This window comes from Streptomyces violens, from assembly GCF_000717745.1.
GTDB lineage: Bacteria > Actinomycetota > Actinomycetes > Streptomycetales > Streptomycetaceae > Streptomyces > Streptomyces violens.
This window is the reverse complement of sequence record NZ_JOBH01000005.1, coordinates 93107-115887: the sequence shown is the minus strand read 5'-3', so window position 1 is coordinate 115887 and position 22781 is coordinate 93107. Positions and strand designations below refer to the sequence as shown.

General features: G+C 71.4%; 15 protein-coding genes. 5 read left to right on the top strand and 10 right to left on the bottom strand.

Annotated elements, in window-relative coordinates; genetic code table 11:
* Positions 1-9: 9 nt before the first annotated feature.
* The 8 genes from IF04_RS0111265 to IF04_RS0111230 all read right to left on the bottom strand — a co-directional run bounded on the left by IF04_RS0111265 (position 10) and on the right by IF04_RS0111230 (position 14029).
* Positions 10-6756, bottom strand: coding sequence for an eCIS core domain-containing protein (locus IF04_RS0111265; RefSeq protein WP_051831107.1), 6747 nt, complete (start codon positions 6754-6756; stop codon positions 10-12).
* Complete coding sequence (locus IF04_RS0111260) at positions 6753-7049, bottom strand: hypothetical protein (RefSeq protein ID WP_030254216.1); 297 nt, start codon at positions 7047-7049, stop codon at positions 6753-6755. The genes IF04_RS0111265 and IF04_RS0111260 overlap by 4 nt, the downstream gene beginning before the upstream one ends.
* The gene (locus IF04_RS0111255) at positions 7040-9043 is read right to left on the bottom strand and encodes an ATP-binding protein (RefSeq protein WP_030254214.1); all 2004 of its coding nucleotides are present in this window, start codon (positions 9041-9043) and stop codon (positions 7040-7042) included. Before IF04_RS0111255 ends, IF04_RS0111260 begins: the two co-directional genes overlap by 10 nt.
* 32 nt (positions 9044-9075) lie before the next feature.
* The gene (locus tag IF04_RS0111250) at positions 9076-10008 is read right to left on the bottom strand and encodes a Pvc16 family protein (protein WP_030254212.1); all 933 of its coding nucleotides are present in this window, start codon (positions 10006-10008) and stop codon (positions 9076-9078) included.
* Positions 10009-10063: 55 nt separating this feature from the next.
* The gene (locus IF04_RS0111245) at positions 10064-10801 is read right to left on the bottom strand and encodes a hypothetical protein (protein WP_037959117.1); all 738 of its coding nucleotides are present in this window, start codon (positions 10799-10801) and stop codon (positions 10064-10066) included.
* Complete coding sequence (locus IF04_RS0111240; RefSeq protein ID WP_030254207.1) at positions 10794-11549, bottom strand: T4 family baseplate hub assembly chaperone; 756 nt, start codon at positions 11547-11549, stop codon at positions 10794-10796. The genes IF04_RS0111245 and IF04_RS0111240 overlap by 8 nt, the downstream gene beginning before the upstream one ends.
* Positions 11550-11612: 63 nt before the next feature.
* Positions 11613-12137 (bottom strand): phage tail protein, encoded by a 525-nt coding sequence (locus IF04_RS0111235; protein ID WP_030254205.1) that lies wholly within the window; start codon positions 12135-12137, stop codon positions 11613-11615.
* A gap of 44 nt (positions 12138-12181) precedes the next feature.
* Positions 12182-14029 carry a phage tail sheath C-terminal domain-containing protein gene (locus IF04_RS0111230; protein WP_030254203.1) on the bottom strand — a complete coding sequence of 616 codons (1848 nt, stop codon included), beginning with the start codon at positions 14027-14029 and terminating at the stop codon, positions 12182-12184.
* A 708-nt stretch (positions 14030-14737) separates the two neighbouring features.
* Between IF04_RS0111230 and sucC the strand changes: the two genes are divergently transcribed.
* Both sucC and sucD read left to right on the top strand, forming a co-directional pair.
* Positions 14738-15916 carry an ADP-forming succinate--CoA ligase subunit beta gene (gene sucC / locus IF04_RS0111225; RefSeq protein WP_030254201.1) on the top strand — a complete coding sequence of 393 codons (1179 nt, stop codon included), beginning with the start codon at positions 14738-14740 and terminating at the stop codon, positions 15914-15916.
* A 21-nt stretch (positions 15917-15937) separates the two neighbouring features.
* Positions 15938-16822 (top strand): succinate--CoA ligase subunit alpha, encoded by an 885-nt coding sequence (sucD, locus tag IF04_RS0111220; RefSeq protein WP_030254199.1) that lies wholly within the window; start codon positions 15938-15940, stop codon positions 16820-16822.
* A 142-nt stretch (positions 16823-16964) separates the two neighbouring features.
* On the opposite strand, the gene IF04_RS0111215 is transcribed toward sucD, so the two are convergent.
* The gene (locus IF04_RS0111215; protein ID WP_051831105.1) at positions 16965-17726 is read right to left on the bottom strand and encodes a sigma factor-like helix-turn-helix DNA-binding protein; all 762 of its coding nucleotides are present in this window, start codon (positions 17724-17726) and stop codon (positions 16965-16967) included.
* A gap of 174 nt (positions 17727-17900) precedes the next feature.
* Between IF04_RS0111215 and IF04_RS0111210 the strand changes: the two genes are divergently transcribed.
* A complete protein-coding gene (locus tag IF04_RS0111210; RefSeq protein ID WP_051831103.1) occupies positions 17901-19268 on the top strand; it encodes a cell division protein PerM in 1368 nt (455 codons plus the stop codon).
* Positions 19269-19289: 21 nt separating this feature from the next.
* Here IF04_RS0111210 and IF04_RS0111205 read toward each other — a convergent pair whose 3' ends face one another.
* Positions 19290-20273 (bottom strand): hypothetical protein, encoded by a 984-nt coding sequence (locus IF04_RS0111205; RefSeq protein WP_030254192.1) that lies wholly within the window; start codon positions 20271-20273, stop codon positions 19290-19292.
* Positions 20274-20537: 264 nt separating this feature from the next.
* Here IF04_RS0111205 and purN point away from each other — a divergent pair, with 264 nt between their 5' ends.
* Positions 20538-21197 (top strand): phosphoribosylglycinamide formyltransferase, encoded by a 660-nt coding sequence (purN, locus tag IF04_RS0111200; RefSeq protein ID WP_030254191.1) that lies wholly within the window; start codon positions 20538-20540, stop codon positions 21195-21197.
* A complete protein-coding gene (gene purH / locus IF04_RS0111195; protein WP_030254190.1) occupies positions 21194-22762 on the top strand; it encodes a bifunctional phosphoribosylaminoimidazolecarboxamide formyltransferase/IMP cyclohydrolase in 1569 nt (522 codons plus the stop codon). The genes purN and purH overlap by 4 nt, the downstream gene beginning before the upstream one ends.
* Positions 22763-22781: the final 19 nt, after the last annotated feature.

Here is a 22781-nt window from a genome sequence, read left to right as displayed (position 1 = left end):
CGGTTCCGTTCAGTCTATTCTTTCGATCGCGTTGGCTGGGATGGCCTTGAAGATCACGACTTCCTGTGTGCGGATGACGTCCTCCGTAGCTCTCAAGACGCGGCTTCCCGTGACGTTATTGATCAGGTCCCAGCTTCGTTGTCCATGGTGGGTGGACAAATCAGATATGGACTCTCGGGGGATCTTGGCTAGGTCGATGAGGACGATGCCGCTGCCGTACCTCTGAGACTGGTTCGGCGGGGTGCTGAGCTTTCTCCCCTCTTCGCCACCGATGTGGTGACCATTCGGGTCCAGGATGTCTCCGTCGAGCTGCTTGGAGGCGGATATGAACTTCGACGGATAGCCGCCCATGGCGTGTTGCCCTGGAGTATTTGCCGGGCGATTCGGGCTTCGCATCGAGTCCTTGTTGCGCTTCTGCTTCTGCTTCTTCTGATCTTTGAAGGATTCGGAGCTCGAACGCAGCCCCTTGCCGCTGTTCAGGCGCTCCAGGTCCTCGGCGTGCATGTTGCGGCGAATGAAGCGCGGGACGAGCTGATTCTTCTGATCCAGTACGTATTCCTGACCGTCGGGCCCCTTGATCAGCTTCTGGCTCGCCGCCTGGTCCTTCACACGGCCCTGCTCCTCGTAACGCCCGCCACGCTTGAAAGTGCCGATGCCCGAGGGGGCGGATTTCCGGTCAGGGCGAATCAGGGAGAGAAGATGGGAGTCCTGATGGTCGTCCCACTTCAGGTGTTCCCCCTTCTTGAGCAAGGGGGCGGCAACCTGCTGGCACATGCGTTTGATGTCCCATATTTCCGCATCCTTGGGCATGGTTTGGAATCTTGCAGCTATGGCTGCACGCAGCTTGGCGCTTTCGTCATTGATGTCGAATCCTTCATATCGGTCTTCGAGATCAAGATAGGCGACATTGTCGTCCCAGATGCCGTGCTGTACCGGCTTTTGCGGGTTGAGAGTCGCCGTGATGTCGAAATCTGGGCGACCCTCCGCAGAGAGCCTGGTCAGCCGGTACCAGGATCGCAGGGTGGCAAGGAGGGTGCGGAAGGGGATTCCATCGATGCCGCGCTTGAGGAGCGGGCGGAGCTTGGGGCGTATACGGCTGACGATCTGGTCGAGTCGGCTCGACTTGGATTCTCTCGAATCCTCCTTCTTCTTCCTCTCCTTGCGGTGCTGCTTTTTGACGTCTGCGCGGTGCTTCTTGTTGTCGCGCAGGTGATCTCGCTTCTTCTTGAAGAAGTCGCGTGCTCTCTTCGCCGTGTTCTTGAGGGCCTTGCCCACCTTGGACTTGCGGAGTTTCTTGCCCAGGGCCTTGCCGGCGTTGCGGACCTTCTTGAGGGCGGACTTGACCTTGCCCTTGATCTTCTTCAGAGCGCGGCCCAGGGGAGACTTGGGCTTGCGCGGCTTGGCGCGCTTGGGGGCGTCGGTCTCCTTCTTCTTGGACGGCTTGTCGGGCTTCTTGTCCTTCTTGGCGTCCGGACCGTCCTTGTCGGGAGTCCTGTCCTTTTTGGCGTCCGCGCCGTCCCTGTCGGGCTTCTGGGCCGGGCCGTCCTTGCCCAGGGTCTTGTCCTGGGGCGTGTTCGGGGTGTCCTTGTCCTGGGGCTTGTTGGGTGACGCTGCCTCGTCCCTGGTCTTCTTGGTGTCGGACTCGTCCTCGTGCTTCTTCTTGGTCGGGTCCGGGGTTTTGCTGGTCGGGCGGCCGGTGGGGTGGGTCTTGGGCTGGTGTTTGGGGGTGCCGCCGCCGGGGGTGCGGTCTGTTGAGGCGCCCGGGCGGGTGGGGACGCGGGGGCCCTTGGGCTTTGCGGGGCGGGCCGGCTTGCGGAGGGCCTGGGCGGCCTTACGGGCGGCGCCCTTGGCGGCGTTGACGGCCTTGCCGGCGACCTTGCGGGCGCCCTTGCCGGTCTTCTTGAGGCCAGCGGTGATCTTCTGGGCTATGCCCTTGAGGCGTTTGCCGACGCCCTTGGTCGCCGAGGACAGGCGGATCATGAGGAAGTTGGAGATGAAGTCCAGCAGGGCCACTACGCCAGCGGCCACGGCTTCGGCGAAGAGGCAGGCGGCGGGGCCTGCCTTGACCGCCTTCAGGTAAGCCCAGAACTTGCTGAACGCCGTAAGGATGGAGCTGATGCTCTGCCACGCGGCCATCAGGCCCTGGACGATCGTGAGGATCGCGCCCGCCGCGGGGACGATCATCGAGACGACCTTTTCGATGACCAGGGACGCGATCATCATCGGGAGGGACGCGATGATTGCGTCCCAGGCCATCTTGCCGATCTGCTTCAAGGACATGCAGCCCTTGATGAGGACGTTGATGACGGCCTTGCCGAGGCCCAGGATTCCTTCGACCTTGGCGTCGAACCACTGCTTGACGGCGGACTTGATGGCACCCCAGAGGTGTTCCTGGATGCCCGTCTTGGCGGCGCTGCCCGCCTTCTTGAGCCAGCCGCCCGGATCCGGCGCGATGTCGGCGACCAGAGCCGCGAACTTGCCGAGGGCTTCGATGGCGGCCTCGGCGAACTTGATCGCGGCGGTGATGACGGCCTGGTAGGCCTTGATAACGGCTTTGATGCCCGCTTCGAGAGCGGACAGGAGCGCGTTGAGGCCGGCGGCGAGGGCATCGAGAAGGGCGTTGACCGCCTTCTTGAGGCCGTCGGCCAGCTTGTTGACCGTGGCGATCGCGGCGTCGCGCAGGCCTTCGATGGCCTTGCGGAACTTGTCGCGGAGTTCGGGGAAGGCGGCCAGGAGGACGTCGCCGATGGCGATCAGGGCGTCCGCGAGGACGTTGATGGCCTTGATGGCGAAGTCGCGGACGGCGTCGATCGCCTTGTTCGCGAACTCCTTGAACTTGTCGATGACACTGTTGATCGCGTTGCGTGCCGCGTCGAAGATCGCAGTGACGGCGTCCAGCAGGCCCTTGAAGAAGTCGCCGACGGCGTCCAGCAGCTTGCCGAAGAGGCTGTCGGATTCGCCCTTTTTTTCTTCCTTCTTCTTCTCGGCGTCCTTCTCCGCCTGCTCCGCCTTGGTGTCGATTTCCTTGTTGTCGGTGTTCTTGCGGTCCTCGACTTCCTTGTCCTTGCCGTCCCGCTCCTTGGTTATCTTCTTGTTGCCGTCCTTGTGCTCCTTCTCCGTGTCCTTGTCGGCCTGCTCGATCTTCTTGTCCTGCTCGTCGCGCCAGCTCTGACGCTCCTTGCCGGCCTGCTCGGCCGCCCGGCCGCGCTCCGCCGTCTGCTGTTCGGCGTTCTGCGCGACCTCGTTGTCGATCTCCTGCTGCTTTTCCTGCTTCGCCTTCTGCTCGCCCTGCTGGTGTTTCTTGTCCTCCGCGGCCATGTCGGTCTGCGACTGCGCCGCACCGCTCTTGAGCTCGCCGCCGCGCTCCTGTTTGGCGACGACGCCGACGTGGCTCTTCGGCGCGCTGCCGGCCGACTGCCGGCCACCGCCACGGCCGCCCGCCCGTCCGGACGCCTTGCCGGTCAACTCCTCCTTGGGAGCGTCGGGGAAGATCTTGTCCTCGCCCATCGGCTTGGACGCGTCCGCCCGGCCGGTGTCCTGGATCTTGCCCTGCTTCTCCTTGAGCTTCTCCGCCTGCTTGTCCGTACGCTTCGGGTCGCTCTCGCCCTCCAGCTTCATCTTGGGGGCAGGGCCGACCGTCTTGTTACGGAGCTCGGGGTCGGTCGTGGGCACCTTGTCCGCGGCGGCCTCGACGCTCTTGGCATCGCCGGCCGTCAGCTTGCCGTCCTTCGTCGGCGGCACGTACGGCGGCTTGACGTTGTCGGTGGGCTTGGCGCCTTGGGCCTTCTCGCTGCCCTTGGCCTCCTGCTTCTTGCCCTGTTCCTCGGGCCCGACCTTCTCCAGCTTGCCGGTGACCGCCGCCTCGGGCGCCTCGGCCTTCGGCGGCCCGGACTGGGTCTGCGGCGCGCCCGAAGGCCGCTCCCGCTTGGGCGGATTTGCCTCCAGACGCTTCTGTTCCTGGTTGATCTTCTTGTCCGCCGCCCCGTCCACGCCGGGCATGGCGGCCTGCGCCTGGTCAGGGGAGAGCTTGCTGACGGTGCTGAGCGCGGCCTTCGGGTCCTGCCCGGAGACGTCCGGCGGCTCTTCCTTCTTCTCCTCCGGAGCCTTTTCACCGCCGCCCCCGCCGCAGGCGCCGCCCTTCTCCTCCTTCTCCGCCGCGGGCTCCGGCGGCGCACAGCCACCGCCGTCCTTCTCCAGCGAAGCGTCGGGCTGGGCCTTGGCCCCCTCGGGCGCGGGGGCGCCCATCTTCCCGGGATTCGCGGCCTGTTCGCCCACCGGGCTGACGGCGGCCTGGGCAGGGGAAGGCGCACCACCGGGGCCGGCCGCGGCCTTGGGAGCGGCGGCCGGCTCGGTCTCACCGACCGTGCCACTGGGCGCCGCGCCCGGCCCGGCCTCCTTCGGTACGGTGCTCTTCGCCGCCGGTGCCTCGCGCTCGCCCCGTACGGGTTCCATCGCCCGCCGCACCGCGGGGGAGGGGTGCCGGTCCTGCGTCGGCGTCTTCTCCGTGTGCGCACCGGCCGGCGGTGCCAGGGGAGCGGCCGAGGGGCCCGGGTTGGGTCCCTCGGCCTTGCCCGGCGCAGCGGAACCGGCCGGCTTCTCCGCCGCCGCGCCCTCCGGCTGCCCCTTGGCCTCCTTCTTCTCCTCGTGCTCGTCCTGGTCCTTCTTCTCCTGCTGCTCGTCCTGGGTCTCCTTGGCGTCCGGCGCCTCGTCGGCGTCGCCCGCCTCGCCGTCCCGCTCCGCGTCCTTGTCGGCCGCGTCCTGCTTGGCTTCCTTCGCCCCGTCCTCGTCCTGCTCCTGCTGCTGCTCGGGGTCCTTCTTCTGCTCGGCCTCGGGCTCCGGGTCGGCCTTGTCCTCGTGCTCCGGGTCGGGCCCGACCTCCTGGTCGACCGGCTTCTCCGGTTGCAGGTCCTTCTCGCTGCGGTCGGGGGCCTCGGAAGCGGGACCGTGCTCGGGCTGCGGCGCCTCGCCCTCCACGGGGCCGCGCTCCTCGCCCGGGGCCTTGGTCTCGGCCTCCGGCGCCTCCTCGTCCTCCTCCTCGTCCGCCTCGTTCTCCCGCTCCTTCTGGACCTTTTCGGCCTTGGTGGGCGGCGCGGCGGGGAAGGTCGGTACGGAGGGAGCAGCGGCACCCGGCCGCAGCGTGTCGGCGGTCGGTACGGAGGAGAGGTCCGGGTCGGTTTCCGGAACGAAGTCTTCGGGCTTGAGCTCCGCCTCGCCCTTGCCCGAGCCGCCTCCCGGCTTGTCCTCGTGGCCGCCGTCGACCTCGCGTTCGGCGCCGGCCTCCAGGCCGAGCGGCTTCTCCTCCTCGCGGGGCTCGCCCTCGTCCTCGTCCTTCTCGTTCAGGCCGTGTTCGGACAGGGCGCTGTCGGGCCGCTCGGCGCGTTCGTCGACCTTCTCCGGGCGGACGGGCCCCTGCTGCTCCTTTTTCTTCTTTTCGAGCTCTTCCTGCTTGGAGCCGTCGGCGGGTTTCTTTTCGTCGTCCTTGCGCTTGCGCTTGTCGGCGCCCGGGCGGTTGGCCTGCTCCGGGTCCTGCTCCTCGCGCTCGCGCTGCTCCTTGCGCTCCTCTTTGGCGCGCTCCTTGCCGTCCTCGCCCTTCTCGGCCTGCTGCTTGTCCTGCTGATCGGCCTGTTCGCGCTCCTTGGCCTGCTTCTCCTCGTCCTGCTGCTGCTCCTTCTCGGCGTCCGCCTGCTCCTCGGCGCGCTCGTCCTCCTGCGCCTTGCGTTCGCCGGCTTCCTTCTCCTCGGCGGCGGAGTCCTGCTCGGCGCGCGACTGATCCTTCTCGCGTTCGCCGTCGCGGCTCTTGGCGTCCTTCTTCTCTTCCTTGGCGTCCGCGTCCCGGGATTCCTCGGACTGCTTCTCGCCCTCGGCACGGCCGGCCGCGGTCTCCCGTTCGTCCTCGAGCAGGTCGATCGCGTCCGGTACGGGGGCGGGCACGTTCGACGGCTGGAGGGCGAGCGGGGCGGGCTGACCGGCCTCGTCGGTGAGGTCGAGGAGGCGTTCGTACTCCGGCGAAAGGAGCCGGACCTCCAGCCGGTCCAGGACGGAATCCTGCAGGTCGGGGGCCATCCGGGCGAGCTGCATGCGGACGCGGCCCGAGAGGTCCTCCGGGTCGCCGCGCAACGAGCGCAGCACCCTGTTGGCCAGCCGGTCCACGACCGTTGCCGGGTCGGTCTGTTCCAGTCGCATACGGTCCGCGTCCACCGTCGCGTACCGCAGCCACCCCGGCGTTGCCTGGCCCTCCTCGACCTCGGCGGCTGCCGGGTCCTCCGTGCGCACGGAGTCCCGCATCGCGTCCAGTACAGAGGACCGCGCCGCCGACTCCGCTTCCCGTTCGATCGTCTCCTGGGGAAGGGATACGGATCCCAGGTCGCGGCCCGCCCGCAGCGCGCCGAGCCCGTGCGGGTTCTGGACCGTGTGCAGGAGCTCATGGGCCAGTAGGCGCTGCCCGTCGGCCGTGCCCGGGCGGTAGGTGCCCTCGCGGAAGAAGATGTCCTGGCCGACGGCGAAGGCGTCGGCGCCCATCAGTTCCGCCAGTTGGCCGGATTCGCGGTCCGTGTGGAGGCGGACCTGGCTGAAGTCGTGGCCGAGCTGTTCTTCGAGGTCGCGGCGGACGCTCAGGTCGAGGGGGTGGCCGGCGCCGCTGACGATGTCCTTGGGTTCCGGGGTGCGGGATTTGGCCGCGCGTTCCTTGCGCTTGCGGCGCTTGTCGGCGGCGGCTGACTGGCTGTTGTCCTGGGTGGCGGAGTGCGACGTGCTCATCGGGGCTCACCTCGTCCCGTGAGGCCCGCGTGCACCGAGCGGGCCAGGGCCTCGCCCAGGCGGGTCGGTGACGTCGTACGGGGGAGGGGCGGCAGCCCGGCGAGGCCGTCGAGGGACACGGGGGAGCCGTCGGCGGCCAGGGGTACGCCACGGTCCCGCACCAGCCGGGTCAGCTCGCGTTCGAAGGACGTCATCACACGGTCGGGATCGACGCGGGAGTCGAAGCCGTCCAGGACCAGCTCACCGATGTCGATACGGAAAGAGCGCTGCGGCTCGGGCTCGTTCACACCCATCCGTGGACCTCCGACGGGGTCAGGGAGCGTTCCAGCTTCAGGTATTCGGTGCGGGCCGCGGCCAGCATGTGGCGCATCTGGAGGTGGTCGCCCTCCTCGGCGGCGAGGAAGGCTCCCGAGAGGGCTATGTTGCGGATCGAGCCGCCGGCGACCGTGAGTTGGGCGAGCAGCGCCGGGTCGATGCCCTTCGTGGGGGCCTGGGGCGGGAGGACGCGGCGCCAGATTTCAGCGCGCTCGCTCTCGCCCGGGAAGGGGAAGTCGACGACGAAGCGGATGCGGCGCATGAAGGCCGAGTCGAGGGCCTTCTTCATGTTGGTGGTCAGGACCGCCAGGCCGCGGTACGCCTCCATGCGCATGAGGAGGTAACTGACCTCCAGGTTCGCGTAGCGGTCGTGGCTGTCCTTGACCTCGCTGCGCTTGCCGAAGAGGGCATCGGCTTCGTCGAACAACAACAGCGCGCCGCCGCGTTCGGCCGCGTCGAAGACCCGGCTGAGGTTTTTCTCGGTCTCGCCGATGTATTTGCTGACCACCTGGGACAGATCGATGATGAAGAGATCGAGGCCCAGTTCCTTGGCCATGACTTCGGCGGCCAGGGTCTTGCCCGTGCCGGAGCCGCCCGCGAAGAGGGCCGTGACGCCGAGGCCGCTGCGCAGCGCCTTGGCGAAGCCCCAGTCCTGGTAGACCGTGCTGCGCCGGCGTACGTGCGCGACGATCTCCTGGAGGATACGGAGCTGGCGGTCGGCGAGTACCAGGTCGTCCCAGCCGGCGCGCGGTTCGATGCGGCGGCCCAGTTCGTCCAGGCCCATCCGGGCCTCGGTGAGGCCGGCCTGCCAGGCGAGTTCCGCGCCGTCCAGCACGTCGGAGTGCGGCAGGTCGCGGCGGACGGTGGCGGCGGCCTGGCGCACGACGTGCGGGGGGAGCTGGAACTGCGCGACGAGGGACTGGAGATGGCGGTCGGTGACCTCGGGGACGTCGGCGAAGGCGTCGGTCCAGAGGGTGAGGTGTTCCTCGTCGGAGAGTTTCGGGACGGTGACGCGTTCGCCGCGGGGGCGGCCGGTCCGGCGCGGGTCCGGGCTGGAGACGACCAGCGGTACGGCGGCGCCCGCGATGAACGCGTCGGCGGCCGCGTGCTGGTCCCGGTCCATCTCGCCGACCTCCACCAGCAGCGCCGCGGGCAGCAGGATGGCCTCGCGCTGCCAGAGGCGGGCGAGGCGGTCGCGTTCGGCGGCGTCGGTGGGGATGTCGTCGGCGGCCATGGAGTACAGGCCGAGGCCGGACCGGCGCGCCGCGGTGGCCGCGATGTCGGCGCGGGTGCGCAGGTCGGCGCCGACCAGCTCGACGCGGAGGGGCGCTTCGGGGCCTGCGCCGGACCAGCCCGCGGCGACGCGGTCGGCGGCGGCGTCGTACGAGGGCGGCAGGGACGCGGGTGCGGTGGTGCGGGTGAGCAGGCCGTGCAGCTTGGCGTCCAGGTACGGCGTGCCGACCAGGAAGTGCAGGATGCGCTCGTCCAGGCGGAGGCGGGTGGTGGTCAGCCGGGTCTCGTCGTCCAGCTCGATCAGGCGCCAGCGGCGGAGCGGCGCCACGGGCGTGAGGGCGCTCCAGTGCGGGTCGGCGAGGGCGGCCAGGGCGAGGGAGAAGGTCGGATACGTGCGGGTGGGGTCGCCGCTCGCCGCGGCGCAGCGGGCGTCGGTGGTGGGGTCGAGTTCGGCCGCCGCGGCGAGCAGGATGATGTCGCGTTCGAAGGCGCTCAGGCCGAAGCAGGTGGTCAGGGCGTCGAGGGTGGTCACGCTCGGCGTGGTGGGGACGCGCTCGACGGCAGTGCCGGGCGCGACCGCGGCGTCGGCCGCCGGGCCGTCGGCGTCGCCCGCGGGCTCGCCGTCCTCTGCCGTACCGCGGCCCCGCGCGGCATGGGCGTCCACGCGCGCCAGTACGGACCGTACGGCTGCGGCCAGCGCGTCACCGTCCGCCGTACCGGGTCCCTTGCGCTCGCCCATGTCCTCGGTTCCCCTCGCTCCGCGCACCCGCCTCAGCTCTCCTTGCCCTGGTCCTTGTCCGCACGGCCCGTGGCGCTCGGTCCACCCGTCGCCTTACGGGTGCGAGTACGCGCCCGAACGGGCGCGCCACCGGCGGCCTTCGCGCCACCGGCCGTCTTCTTCACGGGGGGCTTTTCCGCGGCGGGAGCCTCGGTACGCGGCGCCTCGGCACGCGGCGTCTCGGTACGCGGCGCTTCGGCACGCGGCGCTTCGGCACGCGGCGCTTCGGCACGCGGCGCTTCGGCACGCGGCGCCTCCACAGGCACGACGTCCCCCGCCGGCGCGCCCCCCGGAACCGGCCGCTCCGGCGCCCCCGGCGCCCCGAACGGCAGCACCCGTACCTCCGGCCGCCTGACCGGCTTCGTCGCTGCCGGCTTCTCGTGGCCGTCCAGCAGGACCAGCGAGGCCTGGTACACGACCGACAGGGAGTACGGCGTGTTGTGCAGCATTCCCCACAGCTTCGACGTCTCGTCGACGTCCATCTGGGTCGGTGTGAAGCGGACCTTCTGCAGGGACTCCGCGAGGTCGCTGCCGTCCAGGTACGGGCGCTGCGTCGCCTCCGCGATCAGATCCTTGGGCAGGACGGGTATCTCGTGCAGCGTGCGCACGACGCTGCCGATCAGGCGCTGCCCGACCAGCTCCGTCTCCTCGCCGTACGCGCTGATCACGTAGTGCAGGTCCAGCGCCGCCGCCGACCGCTTCAGCAGCGTGCCGTCGGGGGCGCGGGTGACCAGGTCGTTGTTGCGCATGGAGGGGTTGTGCGTGACCTGGTAGCAGAAGACGGTGATCGTCGGGTCCGTCGGCGGGTCGGCCGGCGGCTTGCGGGTCTCCACCGAGACGGCCATGTCGATCTCGGGGTGCAGATTGTGTTCGATCAGCAGCGCAAGGGCCTGGGTGACCGTCGCGACGGCGAGTGCGTTGCTCATGAGTTCAGTCCCGGTGAGGTCCGTGAGGTCCGTGAAGTCGTCGTGGCCATGCGCGTCAGCTCGTCCTCTCCCCGCGCGCCAGGTAGTCGGCGAGGCTCAGGGCCGGGCCGCGGCGGTCGGGGCGGCTCGCCCGTGCCCCCGTCGCCGGCCGGTCCGGGCCGACCGCGCTGACCTCCAGCCGTCCGATCTGTACGTGCACGACGCGCTCGGCCGGCCGCTGCCCGCGCCGCCCGGCGGCCGCGGCGCGTGCCGTGTCGCGGGCCGTGGGCACCTCTGTACGGGGGCGGAGCGCGGGCGTCACCGCGCGCGGGGCGGCGTCCGTGTCCGGGCGGAGAGGCGCGGCCGCCGGACGGGGCGCCCCCGGCTCCTCCGGGCGGCCGCCCGCACGCCGGGTTCCGGGGCGCTGCCCCTCGGGTGCGGTGGGCCGCGGCCCCGGCTCCGGCCGTGCGGCGGGCCGCAGCAGCGGGGCCGTCGGCCGTACGGGCCGCTCGGCGGGGACCGCGGTGTCCGGGCGCGCGGTCTCGGGCCGCAGCACGGTCGTCTCCCGTTCGGTGGTCCTGATCTCGCGCTCGACGAGGACCTGTTCGGAGGGAGCGGGCAGCGGCGCGTACGGGTACCGTGCGGCCGGAGCGTGCGGCTCGGCGGGTGCGCCGCCCAGTGCCTCGATGCGCTCGAAAGGCCCGGGCAGGCGCGGCTGTACGAGTGTGCGCGGCGCGGCCCCGGACGCGCCCGGCAGCGCGTGCCGCGCCGGGGCGTGCCGTGCCACCAGCCGCCCCAAGTAGTCGTCAGACATCAGCGCACAGCTCCAGGTAGTAGCGGCGCCGCAGCGGGCTGAGCGCCAGGATCTCGGGCTCGCTCCAGCCGTAGGCGGAGGCGAGCAGGTGGACGTCCAGGAGCACGTCGCGTGCCCAGGCGTCCAGTTCGGTCCACAGGTAGGCGGCGATGTCCAGCTCGGCCGGGGTGGCCGCGCCGCACTCGGGGCAGGCGATGTTCAGCGTCACCTCGGCGCCGGGGTCGGCCTGCTCGACCGCCTCGGCGAACCGTTTCAGTACCGCCTCCGGCAGCCGCGCGTACTCCTCCTCCGTCGCCGTACGGCCGTCCCGTACCGCCGTGCGCACGCACCGCGCACCCAGCAGCCGCCGGGCGTCCGCCGCGTCCGTGGCGGCGGCCGCGGCCTCGGTGAGGTCGGCGACGGCGGGCAGCCGGAACGTCACCTGCCAGCCGTCCTCGGCGACCCGCAGGCCGTCCTCGGGCGGCGACGGCCGGACCGCGCCCAGCTCGGCCGCGTCCAGCTCGAACTCCATCGCCTCGCCGCACTCCGGGTCCGCGCACGCCAGCTTGACCTGCATGCGCTCGCCGAAGAGCGCGCGGCGCAGCGCGAACAGGTCGGCGGCCCGTTCCCCGGCCGGCACCGACAGCAGTGTGTCGGTGCCGGCCTCGGGGCGGGCGGCGCGGTGCAGCAGCAGGGCACGGCCGCTGTCCTGGAGGGCCAGCCCGGCCTCCCAGGTGGCCAGCAGCTCAGCGGGCCCGGTGACCGCCATTCCTCACCTCGTCCGATGGTGCTCGGGTGTCTCGCGTACGGGGTGTCCCGGATACGGGATGGCTCAGGCGGGGTGCGTGAACGAGGGCTCCTGCGGCTCCTCGACCTCGTAGTCCCGCTCCCAGCCCTCGCACTCCAGCTTCAGGCTCTGGATCGCCACCGCGTTGGCGTTGGCGTCCATCTCGCCGAGCACCTGGTACTCGCTCGGCCAGGCCCGGTAGATCTTGTGCGAGACGGCGACCTGGCCGGCCTCGTTCAGGACCTGGATGACGATGTCCTTGCGGAAGTCCGCGAGCGACACCTCCGAGCCCAGCCCCGCGCCGACCTGCCAGACCTTGTTGGCCCAGCGGTCGAACTCCGGGTCGTGGGTGACCCCGCGCTCCAGGGTGATGCCCTCGAACTCCGAGCGCCCGGGCGACTTCCGCGGCGAGCTGGGGTCGCCGCCGTGCCGGTGCTTGACGACCTCGGTGGTGCGCTTGAGCGGGGATATCTTGCTGATGCCCGCGACCGTCCGACCGTCCCACAGGACCAGGAACTTGAAGTTCTTGTACGGGTCGAAGCGATGGGCGTTGATGGTGAACTCAGCCATCGGTTTCCTTCGTTGCCTAGGTTCCTTCGCTGACGGATGCGTGGCTAGAGCTCGAACTGCCCGGCCATCTGCTGGATCTTGACGATCACGAACTCCGCGGGCTTGACCGGCGCGATGCCGACGACGACGTTGACGATGCCGTTGTCGATGTCCTCGGCGGTCGTGGTGTCCTTGTCGCACTTGACGAAGTACGCCTCGCGCGGCGTGCCGCCCTTGAACGCGCCCTGCTGGAACAGGCCGTGCAGGTACGACGACGCGTTGAGCCGGATCTGCTGCCACAGCTGCTCGTTGTTGGGCTCGAAGACCACCCACTGCAGGCCGCGCAGCAGGGACTCCTCGACGTGCAGCGCGAGGCGGCGGACCGGTACGTACTTCCACTCGCTGTCCAGCGCGTCGGCGCCCTGCAGCGTGCGGGCGCCCCAGACCACCGGGCCGACCATCGGGAAGGTCCGCAGGCAGTTGATGCCCAGCGGGTTCAGCAGGCCGTTCTCCCGGTCGGTGAGCTTGACCGAGAGGGAGTGCACGCCCGCCAGGCGCGCCTCGGTGCCCGCCGGCGCCTTCCACACGCCGCGCTCGCCGTCGGTACGGGCGATCACACCCGCGATGGCGCCGGACGGCGGGAAGGTGCGGAGCCGGCCGGTGAGCGGGTCGGTGAGCTGGAGGTGCGGGAAGTACAGCCCGGAGTGGTTGCCGCGGACCGAGTCCAGGGCGCCGATGCCGGCCCGCGCGGAGTCCACGGAGACCCAGGTCGAGGGCGCGTCCACGAGGTGGAAGATGCGCCGCTCCCGGCAGAGCCGCTCGGCGGCGGAGAGCACCGTGACCATGTCCTCGGTGTTCTCGTACGCGGAGAGCTCCGGCAGCGACAGCAGGTTCACGTCGTCGACGTCGCGCAGCGCCTGCAGGCCGGTCTTGCGGGCCTCGCTGCCGATGATGTCGCGCGGGCCCGGCGCGTCGCCGTCCACGCCGCCGGAGAGCGGGAAGACCGGCGGGTTGACCGATGCCTCGAGGCCCAGGTCGTTGGCGCACTCGCCGACGAACCGGACCACGTCCTCGGGGTCGGCCGACCCGGCGACCACCTGGAGGCGGCGGCCGAAGGCGGTGACCTGGGCGCCCGCGAAGGCGTGCTTGCCCGGGGCGTCCGGCAGCGCGCGCAGCTTGCGCTCCAGGAGGAGGGCGAGCTCGGTGACGGTGCAGGGGGCCTCGCCGTCCTGGTCCGGGTCGTAGAGCGTGAACTCGCGCTCCACCTCACCGATCTTGACGGTGAGGTCCACGGCCAGGTCGGGCAGCTCGTGCGCGAACGGCTTGGAGACCGTGCCGGAGGGGTCGGGGCGCCCCTCGTCGAGCACCTTGACGCGGATGAGCTGCGAGCCCGCGTTGATCACGGTCTCGGCGTACCGGCCGCTCTCGGGGTCCATGGACAGGTTGCCGTAGGACTCGCGGGCCGTGCCCTTGGCGTCGAGCACCTGGAGGTTGAACGTCTCCTCGCAGGCGGTGGTGTCGTGGTCGACGGCCACGCGCAGGCCGTCGCCCCAGATACCGGGCTCCTTGGCGTGCACCTCCAGCACCGGGCACTCGCTGTGCCCCTCGGTGGACTCCAGGGTGACGCATGCCTCTTCACCGGTGCCCGCCTTGACGGCCCGGACGATCACGGCGACGGTGCCGCCGTTGCCGAAGAACTGGTGCACGGCGTAGCTGAGCGGACTCTTCGAGGTCAGACCGCCGAAGCGGCGCTCGAAGTCGGCGAAGCTGGTGACGCGCACCGGGTGGTTGAGCGGACCCCGCCGAGTGTGTCCGACAAAGGCGGTCACCGAGGTGGTGACGGTGGAGATGTTGCGGACGCTGCTGGGAAGCTCTTCGACGTAGACGCCGGGATAGGTCGCGTGTGTCGGCATTCCCCCTCCAATCCCTTCAGGCACCGAGTAAGAGGGCACCAAGAGGGAGGTGGGGAGGAGGTGGCCAAGCCGACGCCACCGCGCCCCTACGCGGCCGCGCACTGCTCATCAGTCTCCCCCGTCCGCCCCGGCGAGTTTCGGTCTTCCGGGACCAGGCCGCCGCTTGCGGCGCCGGCCTGTGACTCCTGATGCGTAAGTGCACAACGCAGTCTCCAAGGCTGTGAGTTGGAGGGTCAAGGATGCGTTCCGGTCAGCTTTTGCGAAGGAGTTGTGTGGGCCGGTGCGGCCCGGTAAGCGGCCGGCCGCGCTGGGTGTCCGGGCCGTATCGGCCGTGAGCGGGTCGCCCCGGTGCATACCGGTCATCGGTTGCGCGCCGCGGGGGGAGGTCCGGCAGCGGACGGGTGTACTCCGTGTGAGGGGGTGGTGCGGGCCACCGTCGAGATCCGGCCGAGTCCGGCCGGCCGGTGTGACGCGCGCCTCCGTCCGCGTGATCTGTGACAGTAATCACCGCCGCAGTGTGATCTGTGATTTAGGAGGGTCGCTGCCGCGGGGATAACCTGCGAGACGGACATGCCGCGTACCGGCTGACGATGTACGCCCTTGCTGTGACTGCGTTGTCACCCTGCCTTCGCGGCACGCCCGCGCAGACAACGAATCCGCGATCACCACGACTCGCGGGCTACTTGATTAGCAAAGGGACGGACGCGCGTGGACCTGTTCGAGTACCAGGCGAGGGACCTCTTCGCCAAGCACGGTGTACCGGTGCTGGCCGGTGAAGTCATTGACACGCCTGAGGCGGCCCGCGAGGCGACCGAGCGTCTTGGCGGCAAGTCGGTCGTCAAGGCCCAGGTGAAGGTCGGCGGCCGCGGCAAGGCCGGCGGCGTGAAGCTGGCCGCGACCCCGGACGAGGCCGTCGCCCGCGCGACGGACATCCTCGGGATGGACATCAAGGGCCACACGGTCCACAAGGTGATGATCGCGGAGACCGCTCCGGAAATCCTCGAGGAGTACTACGTCTCGTACCTCCTCGACCGCACCAACCGCACCTTCCTGGCCATGGCCTCGGTGCAGGGCGGCATGGACATCGAGGAGGTCGCGGAGAAGACCCCCGAGGCCCTCGCGAAGGTCCCGGTCGACTCCATCGAGGGTGTGACCATCGAGAAGGCCCGCGAGATCGTCGCCCAGGCGAAGTTCCCGGCCGAGGTCGCCGAGAAGGTCGCCGAGGTCATGGTGACCCTGTGGGACACCTTCGTCGCCGAGGACGCGCTCCTCGTCGAGGTCAACCCGCTCGCCAAGGTCGCCTCCGGTGACATCCTGGCGCTGGACGGCAAGGTGTCCCTGGACGCCAACGCCGAGTTCCGCCAGCCGGAGCACGAGGCCCTCGAGGACAAGGCCGCAGCCAACCCGCTCGAGGCTGCCGCCAAGGCCAAGGGCCTGAACTACGTCAAGCTCGACGGCCAGGTCGGCATCATCGGCAACGGCGCGGGCCTCGTCATGAGCACCCTCGACGTGGTCGCGTACGCCGGCGAGAAGCACTCCGGCGTCAAGCCCGCCAACTTCCTCGACATCGGTGGCGGCGCCTCCGCCGAGGTCATGGCGAACGGCCTGGAGATCATCCTCGGCGACCCGGACGTCAAGTCCGTGTTCGTCAACGTCTTCGGTGGCATCACCGCCTGCGACGAGGTCGCCAACGGCATCGTGCAGGCCCTGGAGCTGCTGAAGTCCAAGGGCGAGGACGTCAACAAGCCGCTGGTCGTCCGCCTGGACGGCAACAACGCGGAGCTGGGTCGCAAGATCCTGTCGGACGCGAACCACCCGCTCGTGCAGCGCGTGGACACCATGGACGGCGCGGCCGACAAGGCCGCCGAGCTCGCGGCTGCGAAGTAAGGGAAGAGGGACTCCAGAACAATGGCTATCTTCCTCAACAAGGACAGCAAGGTCATCGTCCAGGGCATGACCGGTGCCACGGGCATGAAGCACACCAAGCTCATGCTGGGTGACGGCACGAACATCGTCGGCGGCGTGAACCCGCGCAAGGCCGGCACCGAGGTCGACTTCGACGGCACCTCCGTACCGGTCTTCGGCTCGGTCAAGGAGGCCATGGAGAAGACGGGCGCCAACGTCTCCGTCCTCTTCGTGCCGCCGGCCTTCTCCAAGGCCGCCGTCATCGAGGCCATCGACGCCGAGATCCCGCTCGCCGTCGTGATCACCGAGGGCATCGCCGTCCACGACTCCGCCGCCTTCTGGGCGTACGCGAAGTCCAAGGGCAACAAGACCCGCATCATCGGCCCGAACTGCCCCGGTCTCATCACCCCGGGTCAGTCCAACGCCGGCATCATCCCGGGCGACATCACGAAGCCGGGCCGCATCGGCCTGGTCTCGAAGTCCGGCACGCTGACGTACCAGATGATGTACGAGCTCCGTGACATCGGCTTCTCGTCGGCCGTCGGCATCGGTGGCGACCCGGTCATCGGCACCACCCACATCGACGCCCTCGCGGCGTTCGAGGCGGACCCCGACACCGACCTGATCGTCATGATCGGTGAGATCGGCGGCGACGCCGAGGAGCGCGCGGCGGACTTCATCAAGGAGAACGTGACGAAGCCGGTCGTCGGCTACGTCGCGGGCTTCACCGCCCCCGAGGGCAAGACCATGGGCCACGCCGGCGCCATCGTCTCCGGCTCCTCGGGCACCGCCCAGGCGAAGAAGGAGGCCCTCGAGGCCGCCGGTGTCAAGGTCGGCAAGACCCCGACCGAGACCGCCGAGCTCGCCCGTGAGCTGCTCGCCGGCTGAATCCGGCGCGGCGCGGCGCTGCGTCCCTGACGTGGCGTGCGCGTAGCTTTTCCGAGCGCGGACCCGTACTCCCTTGGGGGGTGTACGGGTCCGCGTTCGTCTGTTCCGGACCGCGCGTCAGGGCGGTGCTGCGGATCGCGCGTCAGGGGCGGTGCTGCGGGTCGTGTTCGGCGTGCGCGTCACCGGCCGGGCCCGCGGGCACGCCGGGCTGCATGGGCGGCTGGACGTACCGCTCGCCGGTCCCCGCCCACAAGGAGGCGGCCGTGACCGCCACGATCAGCCCGGTCAGCCCGATCGCGCTGCGCGTCATCCGCCGGGTGCTGCGCTCGCTGCCGGTCCGTACGGCACGCGCTGACGCCGTCCGTACCGGATGCGCCGCCGCCAGCCGCGCCAGCCGCTCGCAGAGAATCTCCCGCTGCCGGGCCGGCGGCTCGCCGGCCAGCCCCAGCTCCGGCAGCCGCCCGGCCAGCGCCTCGCGGGCATGCGTGAGCCGCCCGTGCGCGGCCGGCGTGCTCGCCTCGATCTCGGCCGCGGTCTCGGCCAGCCCCAGGCCGACGGCGTCGTGCAGCAGCAGGGCGCGGCGGTAGGGCGCGGGCAGCCGCAGCAGCGCGGCCAGCAGCGGATCGGGCCTGCCGGTGCCCGGCGCCTTCACGGGGGAGCGGCGGGCGCTGGGGCGGAAGCGGTGCCAGGGGGAGAGCGCGTACTCGTGTGCCGCGGCCCGCACCCAGCCGGCCGGGTCGAGGTCCCTGGCCACTTCCGGCCAGCGCTGCCAGGCGAGGTGGAAGCCCCACTCGACGGCCTCGCGGGAGAGGTGCGGCCGTCCGGTGAGGAGGAACGTCTGCCGGGCGAGCGCCGGCGCGTGCCGGACGTACAGCGCGTCGAAGGCGGCCGCGGGTGACGGCACGTCACCGATCGCGGGTGACGGTACGTCAGCCGGGCCGGGGCCCTTCCCGGGCGAGCGGGGCTGCTGGGACTTTCGGGCTGTCCGGGTTGTAAATCCCATAAACGTATCTTGGGCGACACGTCCGGTATTCGCCCGCTGCGTAGCGGAAACGGGTGTTGTTGGCAGCATGGCGGCGTGAGCCAGACGACCGACAACGGACCGACGGCGGCCGCGCCGGGCGGGGCCGCCGCGCAGCCCGCCACCACGACCGGCGGCGCGTTCCTCGCGGGGGTGGTGACCGCCGGGCTGGGCCTCGGCGTCTGTACCGTCTCCGTCCTCCTCCTGTGGATCGTCGCGCCGGCGCCGGCCGCCGGCAGCCCCTCCGGCGCGCTGCACATCGCCGCCGACCTGTGGCTGCTCGCGCACGGCGCGGACCTCGTACGGACGGCGGGGCCCGGCGCGGCCGCCGTGCCGGTGGGCGTGACGCCACTGCTCCTCGTCGCCGTGCCCGTATGGCTGCTGTACCGCTGCGCCCAGCGCACCCTGTCGGCGGCGGAGGGCGGGCCGCGACGGCATGCGCGCGGTACGGGACCGCTGCGCCGCCCCGCTTCCCCCGGCGCCGTACTCGGCCGGTTCCTCGGCGGATACCTGCTGACCGCCGCGGCCGCCGTGGCGTACGCCGCGTCAGGGGCGCTGCGGGTCGCGCCGGTCAGCGCGCTGCTGTGCGTGCCGCTCACCGCCGCGGGCACGGTGACCGTGGTGGCGGCGCGCACGGTCGGGCTGCGCGCCGTACTGCCGCTGCCCGCGCGCGCCCGGCGGGTCTGGGCCGGACTGCCGCCCGGCGTGCGCGCGGCGCTCGCCCCGCCCCGGTGCGCCGCCGCACTGCGCGCCGCGTGTGCGGCCGGCGCGGTGCTGCTCGCCACGGGCGCGCTGCTGGTCCTGACCGGTCTGGTGTGGCACGCGGGCGCCGTGCGCCACGACCTCCTCCATGTCGCCCCGGACTGGCCCGGCCGCGGCACGGTCCTGCTGGTCTGCCTCCTGCTGCTGCCGAACGCGGCCGTCTGGGGCGCCGCGTACGCGCTGGGCCCCGGCTTCACGCTCGGCGCCGGCAGCACGGTCGGCCCGCTCGGCGCCGCCGGCTACCCGGCGGGCCTGCCGCCCTTCCCGCTGCTCGACGCGGTCCCGCAGGAGGCCGCCGGGTCCCCGCTGACCTGGGCGGCGGCCGTCGGGCCCGTCGCGGCGGGGGCGGCCGCCGCCTGGTACGCGGCGCGGCCCGCGCGCGGGCCCGAGGCCCGGCTGCTGCGCTGGAACCGCCGGGCCACCGCCACGGTCGCGGCACTCGCGGCACTGGTGTGCGGGGCCGGGGCCGCCGTGCTCGCGGGCGCGGCGGGCGGCGCACTCGGCACCGCCGCGCTCCGGCACGTCGGCCCGAGCTGGTGGCTCACGGGCGCGGCAGCGACCGGCTGGACGGCGGCCGTCGCCGTACCGGGCGCACTGCTCCTGCGCGAGTGGCACCTGTGGCACACACCCGGCCGCTCGCCGCTGCCGAAACTCCGCTCGTAACCCGCGTGCCCTCTGTGAGCCTTATTCCTGCACGCTGAGGATCGGCCGGAGTTGCTCCGGGAGGAGCTTTTCGCAGGAGTGCCGGGCGGACTGGGTGAGGGCGTCGTTGACGCAGGTGTAGTAGTCCTTGTACACGAGCTGGAGCGTGAAGCCGGCGGCCACGATGCACAGCGCCAGGCACGCCGTGACCAGCCCGCTCACCGCCGCCGTGGTCTGCGGCCGGGTGCTGCCGTAGGCCGCGGGCGTACCCGTGTTCCCGGCGGTCGCGTGCGGCGGTCCCGCCGTCGTGGTCTCCGGCTCGTGCGAGGGCCTGCCGATCCCGATGTCCGCCGCCGTGGCCTTCGCGCCCTCCGTCTTGCCCTGGCCCGGCTTGCCCGCGCGCGGCTTGGCGCGCAGCGCGCTGATGCCCCAGTACAGCGCCAGCGCGCCGAGCAGCAGGGCGATCTCCGGGAGGCTGAAGAGCGAGAAGAAGAACGCCCACATGCCCGACAGCAGCGCGTAGCGCGCCCGCCGCTGGGCCGGGTCGGTCGGGTCCCAGCGCAGTCCGGTCTGGCCGGGGCCGCCGGGGCCGCCCGGTCCCTCCGGGCCGCCGCGTCCGGGGCGGCTGCCGAATCCGCCGCCCTGGCGCCCCGGCTGCTTGCTGCTCCACTGGCTGCCCCAGGCATGCCGGCCGTCGTGCTCGCCGGAGGAGCCGGAGGAACCGGAAGAGCCCTCGGGGCCGTGCCCGGAGTCCTTGGAGTCCCCGGAGTCCTCGGGATGTCCCGAGTGCGCGTGGCGGGGGCGCCATTCCCGGTCGGGCGTCCCGGCCGGTGGCGCGGCGAAGGGGTTGTCCCGGTCCCGGTCGCGGCCGTCCTGGCCGCCCGCCCCCGCACCCCGTCCGTCCCCGGAAGCGCCCTCCGGGGAGGACGGTGACGGCTTGCGCTCGCGCGGCAGCAGCACCGCCGACCCGGGAGCGGTGGCGGGCAGGGCGAGAAGGAGGGCCGCCCGGCGGCGTCGGTCCGTCATCTGAGGTGCGTCTTCCCCTTGTCTCGTCCGTTCGCCGGGCCGTCCGTCCGGCGGCGGGTCCAGCACGAATCACACGCGATCTGCACAGATCACTTGCGGTCTTACGCCCGACGCTACCTTCCGCGTCCGCCCCCGTCCCGTGGGGGCCGCTCGGTGTGCCGGTATCGTTGCTGACGGTCGGCGCCTTCGTAGGGTTCCCCGGATTTCCGGTACCCACGGCCTTGTACGACCACACAAACCTCGCGAGACCGAGAAAGAACCGCCGTGGCTCCCTCCCCCCTCACCGTCCCCGCGCCCGCCCGGCCGGGCCGCCCGGCCCGGATCGTCGCGCTGGTGTCCGGTTCCGGCACCAATCTCCAGGCGCTGCTGGACGCCATCGCCGAGCAGGGCGCGGAGGCGTACGGCGCCGAGATCGTGGCCGTCGGCGCCGACCGGGAGGCCATCGCCGGCCTGGAGCGCGCCGAGCGCGCCGGGCTGCCGACGTTCGTCTGCCGGGTCAAGGACCACGCCGACCGCGCCGCGTGGGACCTGGCGCTCACCGAGGCGACCGCCGCGTACGAGCCGGACCTCGTCGTCTCGGCGGGCTTCATGAAGATCCTGGGCAAGGAGTTCCTGGCCCGGTACGGCGGCCGCGTGGTGAACACCCACCCCGCGCTGCTGCCCAGCTTTCCCGGTGCCCACGGCGTACGCGACGCGCTCGCGTACGGCGCGAAGGTCACCGGCTGCACCGTCCACTTCGTCGACGACGGCGTCGACACCGGTCCGGTCATCGCCCAGGGCGTGGTCGAGGTCCGGGACGAGGACGACGAATCCGCGCTGCACGAGCGGATCAAGGAAGTCGAGCGTTCGCTGCTCGTCGATGTCGTGGGGCGTCTGGCCCGTAACGGCTACCGCACTGAGGGACGAAAGGTAGTTATCCCGTGACCGAGACCGCCGAAGGTACCAAGCGGCCCATCCGCCGCGCGCTGGTCAGCGTCTACGACAAGACCGGGCTGGAAGAGCTGGCGAAGGGGCTGCACGCGGCGGGCGTCCAGCTCGTGTCGACCGGCTCCACCGCAGGGAAGATCGCGGCGGCCGGCGTCCCCGTGACCAAGGTCGAGGAGCTGACCGGCTTCCCCGAGTGCCTGGACGGGCGCGTGAAGACGCTGCACCCGAAGGTGCACGCCGGCATCCTCGCCGACCTGCGCCTGGAGGACCACCAGCAGCAGCTCGCCGACCTGGGCGTCGAGCCGTTCGACCTGGTGATCGTGAACCTCTACCCGTTCGCCGCGACCGTCGCCTCGGGCGCGACCCCGGACGAGTGCGTCGAGCAGATCGACATCGGCGGCCCGTCGATGGTCCGCGCCGCCGCCAAGAACCACCCGTCGGTGGCCGTCGTCGTCAACCCGCAGCGTTACGAGGACGTGCTCGCCGCCGCCTCCGAGGGCGGCTTCGACCTCGCCACCCGTAAGCGGCTGGCCGCCGAGGCGTTCCAGCACACCGCTTCGTACGACGTGGCCGTCGCCTCCTGGTTCGCCGACGACTACGCGGCGGCGGACGACAGCGGCTTCCCGTCCTTCACCGGCGCCACCTACGAGCGCAAGAACGTCCTGCGGTACGGCGAGAACCCGCACCAGGGCGCCGCGCTCTACGTGGACGGCAAGGGCGGCCTCGCCGACGCCGAGCAGCTGCACGGCAAGGAGATGTCGTACAACAACTACACGGACACGGACGCCGCGCGCCGTGCCGCGTACGACCACGCCGAGCCCTGCGTCGCGATCATCAAGCACGCCAACCCCTGCGGCATCGCGATCGGCGCGGACGTCGCCGAGGCGCACCGCCGCGCCCACGAGTGCGACCCGCTGTCCGCCTTCGGCGGCGTGATCGCCGTCAACCGCCCGGTCAGCAAGGCGATGGCCGAGCAGGTCGCCGAGATCTTCACCGAGGTCATCGTCGCTCCGGACTACGAGGACGGCGCGCTGGAGGCCCTCACCAAGAAGAAGAACATCCGCGTGCTGCGCGCCCCCGAGGCCCCGGCGAACCCGGTCGAGGTCAAGGCCATCGACGGCGGCGCGCTGCTCCAGGTCACCGACCGTCTGCAGGCCGACGGCGACGACCCGGCGAACTGGACCCTCGCGACCGGCGAGGCGCTCTCCGCCGACGAGCTCGCCGAGCTGGCCTTCGCCTGGCGCGCCTCCCGCGCCGTGAAGTCCAACGCGATCCTGCTCGCGAAGGACGGCGCCACGGTCGGCGTCGGCATGGGCCAGGTCAACCGCGTGGACTCCGCGAAGCTCGCGGTGCAGCGCGCGGGTGAGGAGCGGGCGCGCGGCTCGTACGCCGCCTCCGACGCGTTCTTCCCCTTCCCCGACGGCCTGGAGGTCCTGACCGAGGCCGGCGTGAAGGCCGTCGCCCAGCCCGGCGGCTCGGTCCGCGACGAGCTGGTCATCGAGGCCGCGAAGAAGGCGGGCGTGACGATGTACTTCACGGGCACACGCCACTTCTTCCACTGATCACCGCGCGTACGGGCCC

What these genes read in the sequence shown, in the direction of transcription:
- IF04_RS0111265 (WP_051831107.1), bottom strand. Translation starts at nt 6,756, where the DNA reads ATGAGCACGTCGCACTCCGCCACCCAGGACAACAGCCAGTCAGCCGCC.
- IF04_RS0111260 (WP_030254216.1), bottom strand. Translation starts at nt 7,049, where the DNA reads ATGGGTGTGAACGAGCCCGAGCCGCAGCGCTCTTTCCGTATCGACATC.
- IF04_RS0111255 (WP_030254214.1), bottom strand. Translation starts at nt 9,043, where the DNA reads ATGGGCGAGCGCAAGGGACCCGGTACGGCGGACGGTGACGCGCTGGCC.
- IF04_RS0111250 (WP_030254212.1), bottom strand. Translation starts at nt 10,008, where the DNA reads ATGAGCAACGCACTCGCCGTCGCGACGGTCACCCAGGCCCTTGCGCTG.
- IF04_RS0111245 (WP_037959117.1), bottom strand. Translation starts at nt 10,801, where the DNA reads ATGTCTGACGACTACTTGGGGCGGCTGGTGGCACGGCACGCCCCGGCG.
- IF04_RS0111240 (WP_030254207.1), bottom strand. Translation starts at nt 11,549, where the DNA reads ATGGCGGTCACCGGGCCCGCTGAGCTGCTGGCCACCTGGGAGGCCGGG.
- IF04_RS0111235 (WP_030254205.1), bottom strand. Translation starts at nt 12,137, where the DNA reads ATGGCTGAGTTCACCATCAACGCCCATCGCTTCGACCCGTACAAGAAC.
- IF04_RS0111230 (WP_030254203.1), bottom strand. Translation starts at nt 14,029, where the DNA reads ATGCCGACACACGCGACCTATCCCGGCGTCTACGTCGAAGAGCTTCCC.
- sucD (WP_030254199.1), top strand. Translation starts at nt 15,938, where the DNA reads ATGGCTATCTTCCTCAACAAGGACAGCAAGGTCATCGTCCAGGGCATG.
- IF04_RS0111205 (WP_030254192.1), bottom strand. Translation starts at nt 20,273, where the DNA reads ATGACGGACCGACGCCGCCGGGCGGCCCTCCTTCTCGCCCTGCCCGCC.